Here is a 20,927-nt window from a genome sequence, read left to right on the forward strand (position 1 = left end):
TTAAGCAAAAACAATTTATATATTTCAGCCAAAAGGTATATATCAGTTTCAAGAACTGTAGGGTAAACACTGCCAAAAATATCAAAATTGAGCTTTATGACATCAGTCAGTTAATAGTGTCCACCTTAGAAATAATAGCTAGATAGCTAAATTAAAATTTATTTCTTTATTCGGATGAAAGCTGCACCAATTAATAATGCCACAACCTGCCCTAAGACGACAACACCCGATTGATTTACGCCAACAGGAGGAATATTTAAACTGCCTATACCATAAAAAAATTGTTGTACAAACCACCAAAATATATAGAAAAAGGCTGGTAGCTGGATAGGGATATACAAGATTATTAGCGGTAAAACAGTGTCAATTGTAGCTTTAGGAAATTTCATAACGTATACTCCTAAAATAGCTGCGATCGCACCATTTGCTCCAATCAAGGGAACTGGCAAACTCGGTTCAAGCAGAATTTGTATTACACCTGTCATTAGACCAGCAGCCAGATAAAATCCTAAATAGCGTCTGTGTCCTAAAAGATTTTCTACAGTTTTCCCAAAAACCCACAAAAATAGTAAATTTCCTAATATTTGACTAAAACTGCCGTGCAGAAACATTCCAAAAAATAGGGTAAATACCCGCCAAATTACAACTATCCAAGCAGCAGAGTTGAAAAAGAGAGCATTGGTAACTGCTCCACTAATCTGCGCTGGAATCATACCCCAAGTATTGACAAAATAGCCTAATTGACCGCTAAACTCTAGTTGAAGTTCCCATAAAAATACAGCCAGGTTAATGCCAATCAACCAGTAATTAATAATTGGTTTATTTCGACAACGAATGTTATCACTAATAGGAATCATATAAATTTGTCATTTGTCATTTGTCATTTGTCATTGGTCATTGGTCATTTGTCGTCATTAGTTATTCTCCCCCTGCCTCCCCTGCCTCCCCTGCCTCCCCTGCCTCCCCTGCCTCCTCTGCCTCCTCAGCTTCCATCACTCCTTCTTAGCCTGTGGCAAGATTGAAATCAGATCGCATTGCACTTAACTAGGCAAACAAGATGCTAGGAAACACACTTGTAGGAAGATACCAAATTATTAGTAACTTGGGAGGTGGGGGTTTTGGTGAAACTTTTGTGGCTTGTGATACCCAATTACCTGGTTCACCTCTATGTGTTGTTAAGAAACTCAAACCCCAGGCAAGCGATCCGGTAACTTTGGAAACAGCTAGGCGTTTATTTGATACGGAAGCACAAGTTCTGTATAAATTAGGAACTCACGATCGCATTCCCCAACTTTTAGCTTACTTTGAGGAAAATGCCGAATTCTATCTTGTACAAGAATTGATCGAAGGTCATGACCTGAGTAAAGAATTAACATCAGGTAAAATCCTCAGTCAAGAAGAAGTCATTTCACTTTTACAAGAACTTTTGACAATCTTAGAATTTGTCCATCAACAGAATGTAATTCATCGTGATGTCAATCCTCACAATATTCTTAGACGCCAACCAGATGGCAAACTAATTTTAATTGATTTTGGTGCAGTTAAACAAATTGCAACTCAAGTTATTACTCCCCAAGGTCAAACTCTTGCAACAGTAGCTATCGGTACGCCTGGATACATTCCTGGCGAACAAGCTCATGGTACGCCAAAATTAAGCAGTGATATCTATGCTACGGGAATAATTGCTATTCAAGCTCTCACTGGATTATCACCAGAGGAAATAGTAAAAGATGCTGAGACTAATGAAATTATCTGGCACGATAAAGCCACGGTAACACCAGAATTTGCTCAATTCTTAGATAAAATGGTGTGCTACGACTTTCGGCAACGCTATCCTTCGGCAACGGTGGCATTACAAGCGTTGAAGGAGGTAACACGACCCCCTGTTCAGACAATAGCGTTAACTCCTCCTCCACCAAAAAATATCAACAAACCTGAACCAAAAAAAGGTATTTTAGGTAAAATTTTACTAACAATATTTTTCTTTACTGTTGGCGGAATAGCATCAATATTTATTTGGAATTACATTAATTCAAATAATGCTATAGAATTATCTAAACAAGGAAATACATTTTTTGATTTACAACGCTATCAAGATGCGCTAGAAGTATATGAAAAAGCCGTTAATCTCAGACCAGATTATGCTCAAGCTTGGAATGGTCAAGGCAAAACACTAAATAAATTAAGAAAATACAAAGACGCATTAGTGGCGTATGATAAAGCAATTCAAATTCAGCCAGATTATTTAGATGCTTGGATTGGACGTGGTACTGTATTAGGAAATTTACAGCGATATCAAGAAGCGATCGCCTCTTTTGATAAAGCCTTAGAATTAAAGAATGACAACTCAGAAGTCTGGAATGCTAGGGGTGAAGCTTTCAGTAATTTAAACCAATATGACCAAGCAATTAAGTCTTATGAAAAGGCAATTGAACTCAAACCAGATAATTACGAAGCTTGGTATAAAAAAGGATTAGCTTTGCAGAATTCTCGGCAATATGAAGAAGCGATCGCCGCTTATCAAAAAGTCGTAGATTTAAAACCAGACTACGAGCAAGCCTGGTATAATTTGGGGAATGCACTAGTCAATTTAAAACGCTATCAAGATGCATTTACAGCTTATGATAAATCGGTGCAATATCAGCCAGATTATTACCAGGCTTGGTTATCTAGAGGTAATATACTGCTGAATTTACAGCGTTATCCAGAAGCAATTGAATCTTTTAATCAAGTAATTAAATACAGTCCTAGAAACTATCAAGCCTGGTATAATTTGGGATGGTCGCTGCATCAAAACCAACGTTATGAAGAAGCAATAAAAGCTTATAGTAAAGCGGCGATAATTAAGCAAAATAACTATCAACTCTGGTATAATTTGGGAAATTCACAATACATATTGCAGAAATACGAAGATGCGATCGCGTCTTATAATAAGGCAGTTCGTTATAAACCAGACCACTCCGAAAGCTGGTATAGTAGAGGCAATGCTCTATTAAATTTAAAACGGTTTCAAGATGCGATCGCTTCTTACGATCGAGCAATAAAATATAAGCCTAACTACCAACAAGCAATAGAGGGCCGCAATCAAGCCCAAATTCAACTGCAAGGCGAAAAAGCAAAGCCTGTACCTGTAATTGTACCAACTCTTCCATTTCCTAATTCCACGAATCCACCGCAGACGACACCCTAAACTGAACCTGGGTTTTCATCAAGGGAGATATCCTATAGGAGTTAAAAAGAACGGAGAGACGTAGCAGTGCTACATCTCTCCAAGGATGATAGATAACGCATATTTATAGCCGTAGTCACATAAGTTAGGACATTTGTAAAGGGTGAATGCTAAAGCTAGCAATACTTTTACCTCCTGCCTCCTGCTATAATTTCACCAGATGTTTAATCAATCCTGCGACTAGGTAACTTAGTCCCGCACCTCTGACAAAACCCAGCATTTACATCATGGAAAGCTAAACCACAACCCGAACAAACTATTTCTACCTGATTAGCAGTTTTCACTACTTGCTTAATTAAATCCCCCACTTGCCAAGGAATCAATGCAATTCCAGTAAAAATCATCAATACTGTTAGCAAACGTCCTGATTCCGAAATAGGAATAACATCACCAAATCCTACAGTTGTCATTGTGACAACAGAGAAGTAGAATGCATCCAAAAATGTACCGTAATTTTCAGGATTAACCGGATGCTCGACTTGATAAATTAAGCCAGAGTAAATAAAAACAATTGCAAATAATGTAAATAATATTCGCGCAAAAATCATCCCATCTTCACTGCTGATGCTAGCGAATAAAAACTTTCTATCTATAAATCTAATTAATCGTAAAATCCGAAACCATCGTAATAGTCGGATAAAGCTAATATCTACCATACCGAGAAAAAATGGCATAATCGCCATTAAGTCAATAATCGAATAAAAACTAAAAATATACTTAATTTTGTTTTCCGCACTCCACAAGCGAAGCAAATATTCCACAGCGAAGATGATGACGATCGCAGTATCAGCTACATTTAACTGAAACCGCATATCATCAGGAATATTATATGTCTCTGCCACAAAAATTCCTGATGATATTAGCACCAAAGAGGCAAGGGTTAAATTAATCGCTTTACCTATTGGTGTTTCTAGGTCTTCTAAGTAAAATTCTGTTTCTTGTCTGCTCAGTAACATACTCGACCATTAAAACATCTTAATTCCCAGTTATAACATTAGAAATACGATATTATTAACCATTATCCTTATGTTAACCTCAGCTTATATGAACTCAGAATCTTTTATGCGTTTAGCATTGGCAGAAGCAAAAAAAGGCGATGCACCCTATGGTGCAGTGATTGTTAAAGATAACGAAGTCGTTGCCGTAGCTCATAATACTGTAAAGAGAGACAACGATCCATCAGCCCATGCAGAAATCAATGCTATTCGTAGTTTAACAGCTAAACTGAAAAACCCCTCTTTAGAAGGTTATAGCATATATACAACTGGCGAACCTTGTCCGATGTGTGCAACTGCTTGTGTTTGGAGTGGTTTATCAGAAATTATATATGGTGCTTCAATTCAAGATTTAATTACTGTAAATCAATCACAAATTAGTATATCTTGCGAAGAGGTAATCGCTAAATCATTTCGGAAAATAAAAGTCATAAAAGACGTTTTAAAAAATGAATGTTTGGAATTATTTAAATAAACTATAAAAAACTTATTTTTAGAGTATCCCTTTCAAAGTAACTCGAAAACTCTCCTTCTTTCTCTTTGTGTTACAGACACTTTGCTCAAGTCGGAAAACTTTCCCATGCAAGTATCATTCTCAGTGCATCTGTGGTTTAAAAGTAATTTCTCTAATGAATATTCATTTATTTATGTCAATGCGTAATCCCTAAAATATTCGCATATATTTCATAGTTTTCTGGATCGTAGCAGCAAAAAATTATTTTTTGTGGACGACCATTCTTTTGTAGCTGTTCATCGCATATTTTCACTGCCACCTCAGCCGCTAAAGCTTTAGGATATTTATAAATCCCAGTACTAATGCAAGGAAATGCCAAACTATTAAACTCTTTATCTGCGGCAATTTGCATACATTTATAATAACACTGAGCCAGAAGTTCGGGTTCTCCGTCATTACCTCCTCGCCATACTGGGCCTACGGTATGAATGATGAAGTTTGCAGGTAAGCGATATCCTTTGGTTAGTTTAGCATCGCCAATCTGACATCCTCCAAGCGATCTACACTCATTAACTAGGTCTGCTCCAGATGCCTTGTGTATCGCTCCATCTACGCCGCTACCCCCAAGCAAACTAGTATTTGCAGCATTGACGACGGCATCAACTTTTAACTTTGTGATATCACCCAAAATGACTTCCATAAAACAATTAAGCCCAATGAGATTAATCTACATACTACAAGCGTATTATGTAAATGTCCATTATACAGTTTTAGCTTCAAGCTTAACGATCGCTCTGCTTAAGGTGATGAGCGATGGCATTTCTAGCGATCGCCTGCTTTTTGCTGATTTATTCAATTATTTCTTGTCTACTTTATTAATGCGGAAGTTATGATTTTTTTATTTGTATAAATAGCTCAGTAAATAATTACGAATTATTTAACTTGGCTCATTCAAATACGATAAATATGTATTTGCCCAAATCGCCGCTTGAGTGCGATCGCGCAGATTTAATCTGTTTAAAATATTCGTAACATGATTTTTTACTGTTCCCTCAGAAATGTAGAGTCCCTGAGCAATTTCTCGGTTACTAGCGCCTGTAGCAATTAATCGCAAAACCTCTTTTTCTCTAGGAGTAAGTTCAGTTAAACTAGATGGTACAGGCGGCGAATGAGTTGGTGCAACATGGGAAAATTGGGTCAACAGCTTTTTAACTATACCTGGGCCTAATTGCGTATATCCTTTATGAACGGCACGAATAGCAACAGCTAATTCCTCTGATGGTGTATCTTTCAATAAATAACCCATAGCCCCATTTTTTAAAGCTGCTGACACATATTCATCATCATCAAAAGTCGTTAGTACTAAAATCTTAGTTTTGGCAAAACGTTTTTGAATCTCCTTTGTGGCTGCAACTCCATCCATAATCGGCATTCTGATATCTAGTAATATTACATCTGGCTGAAATTCTGCAACAAAATTAATTGCTTGTTCGCCGTTTTCTGCTTCTCCAACTATTTCTAAATCTGGTTCTAATTCCAATAACGCTCTTAATCCTTGGCGAATTAAACTTTGGTCATCTACCAGCAATACTTTAATCATTATGTTAACCTTGTTAATGGAATATTAACTGTAATTTTGCAGCCAGAGCCAAGAGCGCTATTAATATTAAACTGACCCCCAAGTGCTAAAGTGCGATCGCGCATACTATGAAGTCCAAAACCAGTAGTATTTTGCCCGACATCAAAACCTTTACCATTATCCTGAATTATCAATTGTAAATTGCCTTTAGTCGTAGTGAGTTCCAATTTTACCTCTGTGGCATACGCATATTTAGATATATTAGTTAAAGATTCTTGAGTAATTCGGTAAATAGCAGTATTTATTTCAGGTGGTAGAGAATATTCCAGGTTGATTTGATAAATTGGTAATATTCCATTAAAGCGATAAAAATTTTCTGAAAGACTAGCGATCGCATCTTCTAAAGATTGTTCTTGTAAGGGGTTAGAACGCATAGTAGAAACAGATTGACGGACATCCTTTAGTGCTTTTGAACCTAATTCCTTTGCAGTTGCAAGAAATGTTTCAGCCTTACCTGGGTTAGATTGCCATAGTTTTAAAGCAGTTTCTAATTGCAGATTTAAAGCAGTCAGAGAGTGTCCTAATGAATCATGAATTTCACGAGCAATACGGTTACGTTCTTCTAAGGTAGCTTGATTTTCAATTTGCATGGCATATTGGCGGAGTTTGTCGTTAGCAAGAGCTAGCTTTTCTCGACTTTGCCGTTCAGACAAAACTGCATTCATCATCAACAATACAAAAACCAAACTTAAGCCAAATACTAGCGACGAATTCAAAATCAAAAATCGATATCGCTCTTGTGCCTGCGGCGATGCTTGAAAATTGAATAGCTGATATTTTAGTTGTGTAGTAACTAAAAATAAGGCAAATGACAAAGCTGTAACGAATAAGCGTCCATTTAACTGAAAAATTAGACAACTACGAGTCACTAAAATTATATATAGAAAAGGAAAAAGCCGAGCAAATCTTTCCCCAAAAAGTCCAATAATTAAAATTAATAAAATTTCAATGACTGTATATATTACTTTAGTTGTCTGATTTTTTCTGGGTAATGTTAAGCCCATTGCCGCAAAAATAATCAGACTATAAATTGATAATTCTGGCAATATACTACAAACTGACAAGTCTGGAAATGCACCACAAATTGATAGCTCTAGAGGCTTGGGACGAAATCGCCGTAACGGAGGTGGTATAACAGCTGTCAATGCGGTGATTGCCAGTAATGTCCACTCCAGATAAAGCAGAGACGGAAAAGGATGTTTCTTAATTTCAATTGGACGACTCATTAGTCGCGTTGCTCCAGTTAGAAGTGATGAGTTATGAGTTATAAGTTAGGAATTAGAAGTGAATAATTCTGAAGATTTTAGCAGATGCTTAACCGTTTATTTGTTCCTTGATTGAGAAATTAAAAGCAAATTCAAAGAACAAATTCGTTAGGTAATCAGCTAAATAATGACTGATAAAATCATCATAATCAAAATTTTCATAATTTATAACTCCTAACTCCTAACTTCTACCTCTTAACTATCTCTTGTCAATCGTGACTAAAGTCATGGATATAACCATGACTTTCTCCTCATGTAACTGCTGAGGATAAGTTCTTATGATGGTGGCATCCAACCAGGAAAAACCCACCAGACAAGTAATGAAACTCAAAGCATTATCGCTAGTTGCTTCCGCGATCGCTCTCACTTTAACTGCAACCTCCTTTGCTGTTCACGCTCAAACAGCCTCTCCTTCACCCCTGTTACTTGCACAAACTCCACAAAAAGAAAGAGGCCCTTGGAAAGAGTTGGGTCTAACAGATGCCCAAAAAGCCCAAATTCAGACGATTCGCCGCGATAGTCGCGCCAAATTTGAAGCAGTTTTGACCCCAGAACAAAAAGCAAAATTAGAGGCAGCCAAACAAGCACGGCGGGCTGAATGGCAAGCGCGTAAAGCTCAAGGGCAAACAGGTCAACGGCAACCCGGTCAACGTCGAGGAAAGGGTGGTTTTGCTGACTTAAATCTAACTGAAGCCCAAAAAACCCAAATGCGACAAATCCGCGAGTCTGAGAAACAACAGATTCAAGCAGTCTTAACCGCAGAACAGCGTCAAAAATTAGAGCAATTCCGTCAAAATGCTCCTTCACGCCGTCAACAAGGCAATCCTCAATAATCATCTTTCAAAAAATAATAATTCTGGGGTGGGCAGTACTCGCCCATCTCAATCCCACAATAAATTATATAGACTTCTTGCAGAAGATGCGGAAAGGGGAAAAACTTCATCCCCTTTCCCTTTCCCTATTTATTCCCCTACTCAATTTAGTAGACTTTCAAGCTAGTTTTGAGTTATGAGTTAATCAAAACTCCGCTTGATTAAAATGTCAAAAGAATTCGCAATTGGTAGTAAAGTCCGTGTTGTGGCGCTACCAGCTTATGTTAAAACTGCTGAACCTATGCCCATGCTACGCCCCCCTAATGTAATTCACATGGGCGAAGAAGGTATAGTCATCGACCGCAGACCCGGTGGATATTGGGGTATTCGCTTTGCTAGGGGTGTCTTTCTCCTAGATAGTCAATATATCGAAAGCACAGATACCCCTGCCGAATCCCATTCAGAATAAGATTTCTCGCAACCAAGAATTGTAAACTTGTGTAAAGTTGTAATTCTGGTTTACACCATGATTTCCCGCCGCACTTTTTTAAGCATATTATTTGCCAGCTGTATTTCTGTCATCAGCTGGCTGAATTTTACCCCTACTGCTGATGCTATGGGTGGTAAACTTCCGCCAATTAATCAACCCGCACCTGAGTTTACTTTGCCAACCAACACAGGTGATGGCAAAATTTCCCTCTCTGACTTGCGCGGTAAATGGCTAGTCCTGTATTTTTATCCTAAAGACTTTACCTCTGGTTGTACTATAGAGGCTCGTCGTTTTCAGCAAGACTTACCCCAATACCTCGAAAAAAATGCTCAGATAATTGGCGTTAGTGCTGATGACATTGATTCCCACGCCAAATTTTGTGATTCAGAAGGACTAAAATTTCCCTTGTTGGCTGACACTGATGGTTCAGTGAGCAAAGCTTACGGTTCGTGGCTCGGCTTTTTATCTATGCGCCACAGTTTCATCATCGATCCTCAAGGCGTCTTGCGCGAGACTTTTGTCAAAGTCAACCCAACTATTCACAGTTCAGAAGTGCTGGCACGACTAGAAAAATTACAGTCTACAGCTTCTTAAACTTCAATTAATCAACAAGGGGCTTAAGCCCCTTATTTTAACTCACAATAAACCCATATTTTTTGAGTACAGTTTTGACTTCACCGCCAGATAGAAACTGAACAAATTCTTTGGCAGCAGAAGGATTTTTACTGCTTTTAATTATTGCTACCGGATAGACAATTGGGGAATGAAATTTATCATCAGCAGCAACTACGACTTTTACCTTGTTGGAAATTTTGGCATCAGTGGCATAAACTAAACCCGCTTCGGCGTTACCACTTTCTACTGCTGCTAAAACTTGACGCACATTGTTAGCAAAGACCAATTTCGACTTGAGGCGATCGTAAAGTTTCAATTTCTTTAAGACTTGCTCACCATATTGACCGGCGGGTACGCTTCTGGGTTCACCGATCGCAATTTTTTTAATCTTACTATCTGTTAAATTGTAGAAGCTATTGATGCCAACAACATCCTGAGCCACAATCAATACTAGACGGTTATTTGCCAGGTTAGTACGGCTACCTGGTAGCAATAGTCCTTTTTGTTCCAAGGCATCCACTTGCTTTTTGCCAGCAGAAATAAAGATATCTGCTGGCGCACCTTGCTCAATTTGTTGCTGCAAGGCACCAGAAGCCCCAAAGTTATAATTAATATTGATATTTGATTTACTTTGTTGGTATAAAGGCTTAATTTCTTCCAGTACCTCTTTTAAGCTGGCAGCTGCGGACACGAGTATGCTGGTGTTCGACTGTGCTACTACAGGAGAAGGAGGAACCAACGGTAAACCAATTGCTAACAGCAAGCCAGCGATCGCTATACCCAAAAAGCCAAAAATTTGTCTTCTTTTCATAGAAAAGGCGTTTGAAGGGTTTCTTCCATAAAATTGACGTTAGGTAAAATAGTACCAAATATACCAATTTATAACCAACTATATCGGTAAAAATCTGCCGAGAAAAATTTCAGTAGGTAAACTGGGCTACGAACAGCGCAGCCCTTGTTTACCACTCTGTAGCTTATGAAAGTGCTGATACTGGTTCTAACTTCTCAGCTTTGTTCTTCAATACGGTTGGTAGTTCGCTGTTGAACGCCTCACCTTCAACCACTTGCGATCGGAAACCATCGGGCCCAACTGGAACATCGCCCGTGATGGTGGTGCGATAGAGAACGCGCTCGACTTCCAGATGATCCAAGTCTTGAGGGGCCAAATGGGAGGTAGCGCGGTTATCCCAGAATGCAATGTCACCGTTATTCCAGCGGAAGCGGGTGGTGTAGGCGGGCTTGGTAATCTGGTTGAAGAACAACTCAAGCAGCAAGTCGCTCTCTTGTCGTGATACGTCAAGAATGTGCGAGGTGAAGCCAGGGTTGACGTACAATGCGCGTTCACCAGTCTCAGGATGAACCCTTACCACTGGATGGATTGAAACCAGGGGATTGGCTGCGATGCGCTGGGCAATCTTGCTGTTGCTGGGCAAATTCAAACGCGCATTGAAGCGATGTTCGGCCTTTAATGTGTCTGCTAATGCCCGTAGGGGTGCTGACAGACCCTCATAGGCTGCAACTAAATTTGTCCACTGTGTGTCACCACCGAAGCTAGGGACATTAACCGCACGCAAAATTGATGCCGCAGGTGGGTTGACAACTGCTGTAACATCGGTGTGCCAACGGCTCTCGTAGCTGGAACGACGCAGACCATTGCGCCGCTCGTAACGGCTGCGGTCAATGGGCAAGATTTCTGAGAAGCCTTCAATCGGCTCGTCTTCGTGGGGATGTGCGTAAGTCACTTCACCAAAACGAGCTGTGAATGCAATCTGTGCCGCATGATCGATGTTTTGACCGCGAAAGAACACGACTTTCCACTTCAATAGTGCTTGACGAATTTCTTTGACTGCATCATCGTGCAAAGGACGTGACAAGTCTACGCCGCTGATTTCGGCACCGATGAAACCTGCTACCTGTTTGACTTCAATGTGTTTGTTGCTCATCTCAATTCTCCATAGTTTGATCGATCGGGCGGTGTTCGCACTCGTCCGTTTACTTGAGATATGTTGCTTGCGCTTAATGGCTACATACCAAAGGAAGCGATCGCAGTTTTAATATATTACTATAAATTGATCGATTTACCGTAGTATATACTTGCCGTATTTTAGACTGCTGTAACAATGGTAGATTTAGTCCGGGAAAAGGTAAGTAAAAATTCGGAACACAGATATTAAGAAGCTTCTCAGATCCAGTGAGACGTACTTAGAGTTATTTCATATAAAGTTTATTAAATCTTTTTATTTTTCACATAAGTATTTTATTTCTTGATTAATTTATACTGTAGGATGACAAAGAAACAATTATATTTATAATAATTACGTGTTGCAAAAAACTGCAAAATCAATATTTAAATAATTATTTGAAGTAAAATTTTTTAATTAAAATGTTTGTAGACAATTTGATACTGGTTGATAAGAAAATAAGACCGTATATTTAATTCGTAAATTAGATAAATCTTAATTTTAGTTCACTCTTTTATTCAGAGATACTAATTTGCTTTTTTCATTAGCAACACGCTAATAAAAAATTATCAGTTGATTTTTTACCAAGGTTGATTAATGCCTTGAGGAGATCGAAAACTACATGAAAAAGCAATTACCACAAAAGAAAACGCAGATATCACAGAAATGGACTATTTCTAAATATTGGTTACGTTTTTTAATCATAGTTCTATTAGTAATAGGTGTATTTTTTCGCTTCGTTAATATTGATAAAAAAATTTATTGGGGTGATGAAGCTTTATCCTCATTACGCATATCTGGCTATACGCAGTCAGAAATGAGGAAGCAATTAGGTAATGGTCGTTTGATTGGCCTAGAAGATTTACATAAATACCAGTATCCTAATCCTGAAAAAAATACAATTGATACAATTAAAGGAATTATTGTAGAAGACTCGCAAATTTTGCCATTATACATCTTGATGACCCGGTTTTGGGTAGAGTGCTTTGGCAATTCTATAGCAGCGATCAGAAGTTTTTCGGCATTTATTAGTCTGCTTACCTTTCCTTGTCTTTATTGGCTATGTCAAGAATTATTTGAGTCTTCACTAGTCGGGTGGATAGCCATCGGGTTGGTAGCCGTTTCACCTATTCATATCGTGTATGCACAAGAAGCGCGATCGTATAGTTTAGCAATAGTAGCCATTTTTATATCGAGTGCAGCACTGCTGCGAGCTATGCGCCTTCAAACAAAAGTTAGTTGGTGCATTTATGCAGCAACATTATCAATAGGGTTTTATACTCATCTATTTTTTACCTTGGTTGCTTTTGCACAAGGAATTTATGTAGTTACAATCGAACGCTTTCGATTGAGTAAAACATTAATTTCTTACCTGCTATCATCGCTTGCGGGTTTTATCACTTTTGTACCTTGGATTTGGATTATTATTACCAATCCTCAGCCAGAAGCAGTAACTTGGGCGAATATTAAACAAACAGTATTTATGTCATCTGTCAGGTGGGCTGGTATTTTTAGTCGTGCGTTTATTGATTTAGGTATTAGTCCTAACGAGCCTGGAAAACTTAAGTTTTTATTAATTCCTTTTATTTTGATTCTTTTAGTTATAATCGGCTACTCAATCTATTTTTTATGTCGAAGAACCTCTAAAAAAGTTTGGTTATTTGTTTTAACCTTAATTGCATCAGTAGGGCTTCCATTACTGATAATAGATTTCGTCTTTTTAAAACGATATGCTACTAGTCGATATACACTTCCTTCTGTTTTAGGGATACAGTTAGCTGTTGCTTACCTATTTACCACTAAAATTACGTCTATTTCTACTAAAGCTTGGCAAAAAAAGTTTTGGTCACTTGTAGCATTTATGGTAGTTATAGGCGGGGTTGTATCTTGTATGGTTCACTCTCAACCGCAGATTTGGTGGAACCAATTCCCTGAAAAATACCAAGAATATCCTCACATTGCTCATATTATTAATCAAGCTAAGAAACCGCTTTTAATTAGTGATGAGGATAACATCATTCCACCACTACAAGTACTTAGTAACTTAATCGATCCAAAAGTGCAATTCCAAATTGTAGGAAAAAATCAGTTACCAGAGATTACTAATGGCTTTAGTGACATATTTTTATTCTTGTTCGAGCCATCTGATTTCTTAAAAGCTGGAATTGAAAAAGTTTATAACTCAAAGTTACAGCAGGTAGACGACTTTCTCTGGAAAATAACAAAAGCTAATTAAACTAAGGATACGGGCACATCTACCGCCTGGGAGACTGCAAGTGGAAACTAAAAGCAGATAGTTGGCATTTGAATCTCGCTTGGCGGTTAAAAATTAATATCAATTAGCCTGATAAGTTGCACAGTTAGAGCAAAAATATACTTTAATTAAACAAATAATTTAAGTATATACTGGTACTGCTGCCGCTTATGTCATCGCCCCTTGAGCGCCCGTTAAAAATTGAAATCAGATTGCCATCTTCCCATCCTCAATTATTGGAAGGATTGGATATATGGTTGCGTTTAGGTTTGATATCTGATACCCAAGTCAGGCAGTTATGTCGAGAGTTTCTGGTGTGTGCGGTGGTGTTGCAACCCCAGGCTGAAGCTCAAACAAAGGTAGTATTTGCAACTTCCGACTCCGTGCAGGAGTTGCCTGTAGCAGCTTTACAATCTAGTAGCAGTAAACAACCACAACAAAAACCAGCTAAACCCAACCTCATCGGCACAATGTTGCAGTCTTTGGGGGCAGAACTGAGTGTGCGTTGGCTACTTTTTCTAGGGGTTTTTTTGGTAGTTGTATCCTCTGGAGTACTGGCTGCTAGTCAATGGGCGAGGTTTCCGGCTGCTGGACAGTACGGGGTTTTATTTGCTTATACTTTGAGTTTTTGGGGATTAAGCTTTTGGGCGACTAGGCAAAATAACCTCAGATTGACGGCTCAGACATTGCTGATTGCCACTCTTTTGTTAGTACCAGTGAATTTTTGGGCAATGGATAGCTTCAAATTGTGGCAAAATCCTGTGGATTGGATTGTAGTTGCGATCGCCTGTCCTACACTGACTGCTATAACTGTTTTACTCTCCAAAAATCGAACTATTTTTGCCAATTTGCATACTGGCAAATTACCTCTGATAAATATTCTAGGGCTGAGTTATCTGCATTGGGGTTGGCAATTAAGAGGATTTCCCTTAATTGCTGTTTATCTGGCAACGATCGCCACAACTATCATTACTGTTTATTACAATCTTTTCCAACAGCCTCGTACTGTCAGCGACGATCGCCGTAGGTTAAGTATTAGTTTACCTGCTACTGTAATTATTTATTCTTTAATAGTATTGTTGGTGCGGGCAATTTTTGTTACCAAGGTAGATGTCGCACTGTTGGGGTTAGCTATTGGCATTTGCGGCTGGTTGATGACTTGGTTAGCAGAGCAGAGGAGGGCAGGAGGGCAGGGGAGCAGGGGAGCAGGGGGAGCAGGGGAGCAGGGGAGCAGGGGGGCAGGGGGAGCAGGGGGAGCAGGGGAAGTAACATTAATATCCTCCTCGTCTCCCTTGTCTCCCTTGTCTCCCTTGTCTCCTTCATCCCTCTTACTCTGGGAAAGACTTGGTGGGGTTTTACTCTTTTTGGGTTGGGTGGTATCGGTAGTAAATTATCCTTGGCAAGCAATAGCTGTCTGTGGTTTGGGTTTGTGGTTTGTAGGGAGTCGCTTGTGGCGGTACAGTTTAAAGCGAGACTTTGCAGGGGTTTTCGTCATCGGCTTAGAGACGATTTTGCTAGGTTGGCGATTAGTACCCGATAACTTACAGAAATTAGCGATCGCAACTACTACCCAACTTACCAATTCTCAAAATGAACCTTGGGCGCTACTGGGTATAGCTTTATTTCCCTACGTAATTTTGATGGTGGCGCTTACAGATAATTTCTATCGCCGCCAAAAACGAGAATTAGCTAAATTTGGCGAACTGCTCACTCTGTTATTTGGAGCTTTTTTAACAACGATCGCTCTTGTAAATCCTCCATTGCGATCGCTAAATCTGCTATTTTCTACCGCCACTCTCGCATTTGTGACTCAACGCCGCTCCCCCTCATCCCTTCCCCTGGTATACCTAACTCATATCATGGGGGTGCTGACATTTTGCTTTACCATTAATTGGTTATTCCCCAGCCTGACTCAACAATGCTGGGCAAGTATTTTATTGGCTCTGATGGTTGCAGAATGGCGATTTAGCTTGCAGGAAGGACTATGGCAACGTAGCGCATGGGACATCGGTTTAGGATTAGCCGCAGCGAGTTTTTTCCTGTTGTGGATGAATTCAGAATCATCTTGGTATGGCATCACTGACGAGCGATCTGATTGGGGAGTTTTATGGCTAGTTACGCCTTTAGCTCTGACGGGTGTTGCCAATGCCGCAATTATAGAGCGACGGCTTACTAGCCGTTACTTGAGTGTCTTGGCTGTAATAATTGCCCAGTTACTAACTTTACAACTACCAGGAATCAGATTAATCGGTTTGGCTGTAGGTGCTGGATTGATGTTTGTAAATACCCGCTATTTGCGCAACCAAGTATCTGCGGTAATTACAGAAGGATTTGTTTTAAGTTTTATTGGCGTGCTGCTGTGGGCGGGTATACCTGGTTTACCTCGCCTAGCGGTAGCAGGTTGGTTTGTTGTCGGAGCGATCGCAACTCTCAGTCTATGGTTAGCACGCACTGTTTTCAGCCGACGCGGTAACGAATTAGCAGTTATCTATGCAGCCGCTAGCGATAAATGGGCGATCGCTTTATGCAGCGTTGAATTATTAAGTTTGACGCTGCACTCAGTACTGATTTACCAAGGGTTTACGACTTCAGGATTTTTGTTCTTAATTGCCACTGTAATTACCTTGGCAGCCATTGTTTATCGCAGTTGGCGCGAACCGACAAATTGGGCATTTTATGGCATTGGTTGGTGTTTGGAATTGTTGATTGCCCAAGGGTTGGGGTTGGGGGAACGTTCAATCGTGAGAATTGCGATCGCAAACATCGCCTTGGGTTTAATTACTCAACTTGTTGGCGAGTGGTGGCGGCGACGACATCAATTAGAAAGGTTTCCTAGCAGCCTGCACATTTTGCCATTAATTTATGGTGCATTTAGTGTATTGCTGCGTTTGAACACCTTCACCGAGTGGACAGGTTTGTATTCCTTGGGTGTAGCTTTAATTATTATTGGTGTAGGGCGACGGCACGACAGCTTCAAACCCTTGCTTTACTTAGGAATTATTGGCGTATCAATTTCTGCTTATGAACTTTTGTTCTATCAAATGTCACAAGCTTCAGGAGGAGCGTTAGGTGATGGATTAATTGCCATGTCTGCCCTTGGTGCGAGTATCATGTATGCTTACCGCATTTTGTCGCCAAGGCTAGTCAGCTACTTACACCTAACTCCCCAAGAATTGAAAAGAATTGCCCATATTCACTGGGTTTGGAGTAGCTGTTTATTAATGGCTGCCATTCCTGTTCCCATTGCAGTTAACCGTTTGGTGGGATTGGGAACGGGAGTATTTTTGATTCGCTACGCCGTCTTTCAGGGACGAAATTCACCCACTTCCCCCAGGATCTTAGGAAGAATTACAATCGCCGAGATGTGGGTTTACCTTGGTTTATTAGAGGTAGCCGGGATGAGGATTTATTGGCGAGAGACAGCAGTAGGGCGATTTTGGGCTGGGCCATTAGTTCCTTGGAATGGTGCGATCGCTTGTGTGGTAGCCTACTTTTTATACATCCTACCTTGGGAAAATTGGGGTTGGTCTAAAAGACCTTGGCAACAAGCTGCATACATCATACCACTGATAATTTTATGGGAAACCAGACTGCAAACTTACCCCATAACCTTGATAATCGCAGCTGGATTTTACATCTTTTTAGCAAAAGTAGGTGAAAACATCCGTTTCACCTATATTAGTGTAGCGTTGATTGATTGGGCACTTTACCGTTGGTTTGATTCCTTACATCTGACTGATGCTTTGTGGTATGTAACGCCAATTGGGTTATCGCTGCTTTATATTGCTCAAGTGGATACCCAACTGAAGCTACCAGAGTACAAAACATCTCGTCATTTTCTGAGAGTGCTAGGGAGCGGTTTAATTTGTGGGTGGGCAATTTTATTTCATCAAAATACAGCTTGGATTCCAGGTGTTTTTAGTCTCATCGCTATTTTTGCTGGATTAGCTTTACGAGTACGAGCTTTTCTCTACATTGGTACAGCAACTTTTTTAATCACGACAATCTATCAATCGGTAATTTTCAGCTTGCAGTACTCCTTTTTAAAATGGGTTGTTGGCTTGTTAGTTGGCATTTTATTGATTTATATTGCCGCCAACTTTGAAACCCGTCGCGCTCAAATAACTTCCTTAATTCGTAGCGCCATTGATGAATTTCAATCATGGGAATAGGTAAGCTAACGATTAAACTAATTAGATAAGCGATCGCCTAAATTTAAGATACTTGTAAAATTAAGTAAAAGCGATGGCTCTGTCAAAACTTTAGGCTAACGCATAGAAGTACAAAACAATGACACGAATTCCATTAACAGAAGCTCAACTTCGTTTACCTGAACTGATTGCAAGTCTGCAACCCGGTGAAGAAGTACAGATTTTTTCCGGCGATCGCACCATTGCCAGATTGATTGGCGAATTCCAACCACCCCGGAAGCCTCGCCAACCCGGTAGTGCAATCGGAACACTAACCATCCTGTCCGAAGATGAAACCCACTTGGAAGATTTTCACGACTACATACCATGAAATTTCTGCTCGATACTCAAGCATTTCTCTGGTTTGTACTCAACGATCTTGCCCTTAGTCAAGTCGCATGTGATTTGATTGTCGATCCTCTCAATGACATCTTGCTCAGTCCTGCTTCGTATTGGGAAATTGCCATCAAAGTTAGTATTGGTAAGTATCAAATTCCTGAAAATTTTGAAACATGGATGGAGCATCAAATCTATGTTAATGAATTTGAAATATTACCGATTAAAGTTGTTCATGCTGCCGCAATCGTGACTTTGCCATTCCATCATAAAGATCCCTTTGATCGGCTTTTGGTTGCCCAAGCACTCACAGAAAAGATCCCGATCGTTAGCGTAGATACAGTGTTAGACAATTATGCAGTTACTCGTTATTGGTAAGTACGATAACCTGCGGTCAACCGCAGTGCGATCGCTCATCCCTGTCGGTTGGGTTGACATCAGGAAACCAAACATTCATTAACGTGAGTTCGATGAACCTCTCCCCAACCCCTCTTGGAGGCGGAGAGGGGCAGAAATATTTTTAGTTGACAACGAAAAAATTAGGGTTTCAAAGCCTCTCTCCCTGTGGGGGAGAGGAATGGAAGTGGGGTTTTTAGAGCCGTCGAACTCACGTTAAATTTAAGACAATTGAAACTTTATGCCATGTCAAATTACTAAGCCAACAATATTTTCAATAATCTCAATTGTCTTACTAAAAATATTTAAGAAACCTACAGCATTATTTATTTCCTGAATTTCTTGATTTATCGCTTTAATGCCATCTTCAAAACCTTTTTCATTTTCCTCTAGTTTGTTAACTAGAATAGTACCAATTTTGTTTCTGACTTTGTTGACACAACTCGTCCATTTCTGACGATACTCTTTAAATTCTTCTTTCTGTTTTGGATTGATAAATTTACTTTCAATATCAATTTCATACAATTTTTCCTCTATGCCTTTGATCTTTTTAAAAAATTCTAATTGTTTCTTGTTATCAATATTAGACAATATCTCTGACATAAAATTATTTTTGCTTTTATTTATTAGTTATTTTTGATTTATTCAGCTACATTAACTAGAGAGTTGATTTCAGATAAAAGTTCATTAGCGCGTGCAATAGTAAACTTATCTTCTAAAAGTAACTGAAAAGCTTCTTTGAAGTCTTTGGCTGATTCACTAGCATCATTCAAAGCTTCTATCGAAAGTGTCATCGTCAAAATCTTCTGCCGTTTTTCTATCCATTCGTCAGGATCGCTAATTGGATCGGCAGCCGTATAAGGTCTGAAGAGTAAACGCTCTTCCTGATTTTTTTGAATGGTTTTTAAATTACTTTGTAGTTCAATAGTAAGAAGTTCAAGTACTGATTCCTGAATAGCAAGCTCTCGGTAAATCGTTTCTTTCCTCTGCTCTAATTCTTTTCTCAACGCACCTTTAATTTTATTACTCAATATAATTTTAGGAATTTCAGATAAAGCAGAGCCAATTTTGTCAGAGACAAGAGGATTACCTTGAATATCAGTGCTGACATTATTTAATTGAGTGAAAATATCTTCAGTAACTTCTTGTGCTTGTGTTGGGGAATCTGAGGTTGCTAGATTTTCTAAAGCAATCAAGTAGCGTTGGAGTAGATCGGTATGTTGGCGCATTCGTCCAATTATCATAAGCCAATCCTTATCTTGTTTAGTAATGTCGATATACATTTCACCAGCTTTGACTGTATCTTCTAGGCGGTTACGCAGCAATTTTTCCGAATTGGCATCAACAACGTAGTTTCCTGATGTAACCAATAAAGTATCTAGTGCATCTGCATATTCTTGTCCAGCGTTGGCAAACTTTTTATATTCTCTTAGAGAAGCACCACAGGCAACTAATGAAGCTCCAATCAAAGAGATGATTGATGCTCTAATAACAAATTTAGATTTGATAGTAATCTCCTTTCTAAGCATAAAACGTATAAATAAGATGTTTCAAAAGCAGAAAGTTAAGTAAGAAAACTCTCAGGGCGTAAGCTTGATATAAGGTAAAAACGCTGTTATTTCCTTCTCCACTCCCCAATTAGTTAATTTCGGAATTTTGCGATCGCATCAAAAAATATTGCTCCAGGGTTGACGTTTCGGTGTTTCGCGCAGTCTGTAGCAGCTTCCGCCTTCCCTGTAAGAACTTCTGCTTTCACGTTTCCGTGTTTTGCGCAAGCTGTAGCAACTTCCGCTCTCACGTTTCCGTGTTTCGCGCAAGCTGTAGCAACTTCTGCTTTAACGTTTCCGCGTTTTGCGCAAGCTGTAGCAACTTCTGCTTTAACGTTTCCGTGTTTTGCGCAAGCTGTAGCAGCTTCCGCTTTGATGTTATACGAATTCGCAATTGGTAATTCAAAATTCGTAATTACGAATTGGTATAAAGCAAACAAATTTTAGGCTTTTTCAGAAAAATCAACAATTCCACGTATGGCAACCTCTTCAACAAATGTCCACTATAGAGTTATGAGAAATTGAGAAAATGAGTATTAATTATGGGAAGGCGAAAACGCAATTCACGTACTCTTGGGAAAGCTGAACTACGTCTAGCAAGCGTTAAATCTATTAGTCAAACTCTCGATGTTGGAGAGGGGTTAACAGTCAAAGATTACACTGAAAAAATCGAAATGGTGCGGCAATCTCTAGTAGTCTGCCAAGCCAACTTTGCTAGGTTAAATTTGGATATAAACGCTCCAT

The 20,927-nt window shown here is 39.3% G+C and carries 20 protein-coding genes and 1 pseudogene; 11 read left to right on the forward strand and 10 right to left on the reverse strand.

The genetic code is table 11. The annotated features are described in order from the left end of the window. Positions 1 to 158: 158 nt before the first annotated feature. A complete protein-coding gene (locus RMZ42_RS05850) occupies positions 159 to 857 on the reverse strand; it encodes a rhomboid family intramembrane serine protease (protein ID WP_322670508.1) in 699 nt (232 codons plus the stop codon). A gap of 200 nt (positions 858 to 1,057) precedes the next feature. Between RMZ42_RS05850 and RMZ42_RS05855 the strand changes: the two genes are divergently transcribed. Next, positions 1,058 to 3,190 carry a tetratricopeptide repeat protein gene (locus tag RMZ42_RS05855; protein WP_322670509.1) on the forward strand — a complete coding sequence of 711 codons (2,133 nt, stop codon included), beginning with the start codon at positions 1,058 to 1,060 and terminating at the stop codon, positions 3,188 to 3,190. A gap of 203 nt (positions 3,191 to 3,393) precedes the next feature. On the opposite strand, the gene RMZ42_RS05860 is transcribed toward RMZ42_RS05855, so the two are convergent. Then, the gene (locus RMZ42_RS05860) at positions 3,394 to 4,185 is read right to left on the reverse strand and encodes an ion transporter (protein ID WP_322670510.1); all 792 of its coding nucleotides are present in this window, start codon (positions 4,183 to 4,185) and stop codon (positions 3,394 to 3,396) included. 88 nt (positions 4,186 to 4,273) lie between these two features. Here RMZ42_RS05860 and RMZ42_RS05865 point away from each other — a divergent pair, with 88 nt between their 5' ends. After that, positions 4,274 to 4,699 (forward strand): nucleoside deaminase, encoded by a 426-nt coding sequence (locus RMZ42_RS05865; RefSeq protein WP_322670511.1) that lies wholly within the window; start codon positions 4,274 to 4,276, stop codon positions 4,697 to 4,699. Positions 4,700 to 4,874: 175 nt separating this feature from the next. On the opposite strand, the gene RMZ42_RS05870 is transcribed toward RMZ42_RS05865, so the two are convergent. After that, positions 4,875 to 5,378: an O-acetyl-ADP-ribose deacetylase gene (locus tag RMZ42_RS05870; protein ID WP_322670512.1), complete on the reverse strand. Its 504-nt coding sequence runs from the start codon at positions 5,376 to 5,378 to the stop codon at positions 4,875 to 4,877. 16 nt (positions 5,379 to 5,394) lie between these two features. On the opposite strand from RMZ42_RS05870, the gene RMZ42_RS05875 reads away from it, so the two are divergent. After that, positions 5,395 to 5,571 (forward strand): hypothetical protein, encoded by a 177-nt coding sequence (locus RMZ42_RS05875; protein ID WP_322670513.1) that lies wholly within the window; start codon positions 5,395 to 5,397, stop codon positions 5,569 to 5,571. A gap of 44 nt (positions 5,572 to 5,615) precedes the next feature. Here the strand turns inward: RMZ42_RS05875 and RMZ42_RS05880 are convergent, their stop codons facing one another. Both RMZ42_RS05880 and RMZ42_RS05885 read right to left on the reverse strand, forming a co-directional pair. Further along, a complete protein-coding gene (locus RMZ42_RS05880; protein ID WP_322670514.1) occupies positions 5,616 to 6,278 on the reverse strand; it encodes a response regulator transcription factor in 663 nt (220 codons plus the stop codon). After that, positions 6,278 to 7,543, reverse strand: a complete 1,266-nt coding sequence (locus RMZ42_RS05885) for a sensor histidine kinase (RefSeq protein WP_322670515.1) — start codon at positions 7,541 to 7,543, stop codon at positions 6,278 to 6,280. The genes RMZ42_RS05880 and RMZ42_RS05885 overlap by 1 nt, the downstream gene beginning before the upstream one ends. Positions 7,544 to 7,902: 359 nt before the next feature. On the opposite strand from RMZ42_RS05885, the gene RMZ42_RS05890 reads away from it, so the two are divergent. The 3 genes from RMZ42_RS05890 to RMZ42_RS05900 all read left to right on the forward strand — a co-directional run bounded on the left by RMZ42_RS05890 (position 7,903) and on the right by RMZ42_RS05900 (position 9,478). After that, positions 7,903 to 8,415 carry a P pilus assembly/Cpx signaling pathway, periplasmic inhibitor/zinc-resistance associated protein gene (locus tag RMZ42_RS05890; protein ID WP_322670533.1) on the forward strand — a complete coding sequence of 171 codons (513 nt, stop codon included), beginning with the start codon at positions 7,903 to 7,905 and terminating at the stop codon, positions 8,413 to 8,415. 205 nt (positions 8,416 to 8,620) lie between these two features. After that, on the forward strand, positions 8,621 to 8,863 hold the full coding sequence (sipA, locus tag RMZ42_RS05895; RefSeq protein WP_322670516.1) for a regulatory protein SipA: 243 nt from the start codon (positions 8,621 to 8,623) through the stop codon (positions 8,861 to 8,863). Positions 8,864 to 8,920: 57 nt separating this feature from the next. Further along, positions 8,921 to 9,478, forward strand: coding sequence for a peroxiredoxin (locus tag RMZ42_RS05900; RefSeq protein ID WP_322670534.1), 558 nt, complete (start codon positions 8,921 to 8,923; stop codon positions 9,476 to 9,478). Between the two features lie 37 nt (positions 9,479 to 9,515). On the opposite strand, the gene modA is transcribed toward RMZ42_RS05900, so the two are convergent. Beyond that, positions 9,516 to 10,310, reverse strand: a complete 795-nt coding sequence (modA, locus tag RMZ42_RS05905) for a molybdate ABC transporter substrate-binding protein (RefSeq protein ID WP_322670517.1) — start codon at positions 10,308 to 10,310, stop codon at positions 9,516 to 9,518. A gap of 163 nt (positions 10,311 to 10,473) precedes the next feature. Next, positions 10,474 to 11,442 (reverse strand): TauD/TfdA dioxygenase family protein, encoded by a 969-nt coding sequence (locus RMZ42_RS05910; protein ID WP_322670518.1) that lies wholly within the window; start codon positions 11,440 to 11,442, stop codon positions 10,474 to 10,476. A gap of 640 nt (positions 11,443 to 12,082) precedes the next feature. Between RMZ42_RS05910 and RMZ42_RS05915 the strand changes: the two genes are divergently transcribed. From RMZ42_RS05915 to RMZ42_RS05930, 4 genes are all read left to right on the forward strand, one after another. Next, on the forward strand, positions 12,083 to 13,696 hold the full coding sequence (locus RMZ42_RS05915) for a glycosyltransferase family 39 protein (RefSeq protein ID WP_322670519.1): 1,614 nt from the start codon (positions 12,083 to 12,085) through the stop codon (positions 13,694 to 13,696). Positions 13,697 to 13,884: 188 nt separating this feature from the next. Further along, the gene (locus RMZ42_RS05920; RefSeq protein ID WP_322670520.1) at positions 13,885 to 17,886 is read left to right on the forward strand and encodes a DUF2157 domain-containing protein; all 4,002 of its coding nucleotides are present in this window, start codon (positions 13,885 to 13,887) and stop codon (positions 17,884 to 17,886) included. 118 nt (positions 17,887 to 18,004) lie between these two features. Next, positions 18,005 to 18,235, forward strand: a complete 231-nt coding sequence (locus RMZ42_RS05925; RefSeq protein WP_322670521.1) for an antitoxin of toxin-antitoxin stability system — start codon at positions 18,005 to 18,007, stop codon at positions 18,233 to 18,235. After that, the gene (locus tag RMZ42_RS05930; RefSeq protein ID WP_322670522.1) at positions 18,232 to 18,618 is read left to right on the forward strand and encodes a type II toxin-antitoxin system VapC family toxin; all 387 of its coding nucleotides are present in this window, start codon (positions 18,232 to 18,234) and stop codon (positions 18,616 to 18,618) included. The genes RMZ42_RS05925 and RMZ42_RS05930 overlap by 4 nt, the downstream gene beginning before the upstream one ends. A 267-nt stretch (positions 18,619 to 18,885) precedes the next feature. Here the strand turns inward: RMZ42_RS05930 and RMZ42_RS05935 are convergent, their stop codons facing one another. The 3 genes from RMZ42_RS05935 to RMZ42_RS05945 form a co-directional block, all read right to left on the reverse strand. Continuing rightward, positions 18,886 to 19,239, reverse strand: coding sequence for a hypothetical protein (locus RMZ42_RS05935; RefSeq protein ID WP_322670523.1), 354 nt, complete (start codon positions 19,237 to 19,239; stop codon positions 18,886 to 18,888). 38 nt (positions 19,240 to 19,277) lie between these two features. After that, complete coding sequence (locus RMZ42_RS05940) at positions 19,278 to 20,105, reverse strand: hypothetical protein (protein WP_322670524.1); 828 nt, start codon at positions 20,103 to 20,105, stop codon at positions 19,278 to 19,280. A 173-nt stretch (positions 20,106 to 20,278) separates the two neighbouring features. Beyond that, positions 20,279 to 20,623 (reverse strand): hypothetical protein, encoded by a 345-nt coding sequence (locus RMZ42_RS05945; RefSeq protein WP_322670525.1) that lies wholly within the window; start codon positions 20,621 to 20,623, stop codon positions 20,279 to 20,281. Between the two features lie 102 nt (positions 20,624 to 20,725). Here RMZ42_RS05945 and RMZ42_RS05950 point away from each other — a divergent pair. Next, a pseudogene (locus RMZ42_RS05950) lies at positions 20,726 to 20,927 on the forward strand (hypothetical protein); the annotation flags it as partial.

The sequence above is a fragment of the Nostoc sp. DedQUE05 genome (assembly GCF_034530955.1).
Taxonomy (GTDB): domain Bacteria; phylum Cyanobacteriota; class Cyanobacteriia; order Cyanobacteriales; family Nostocaceae; genus Nostoc.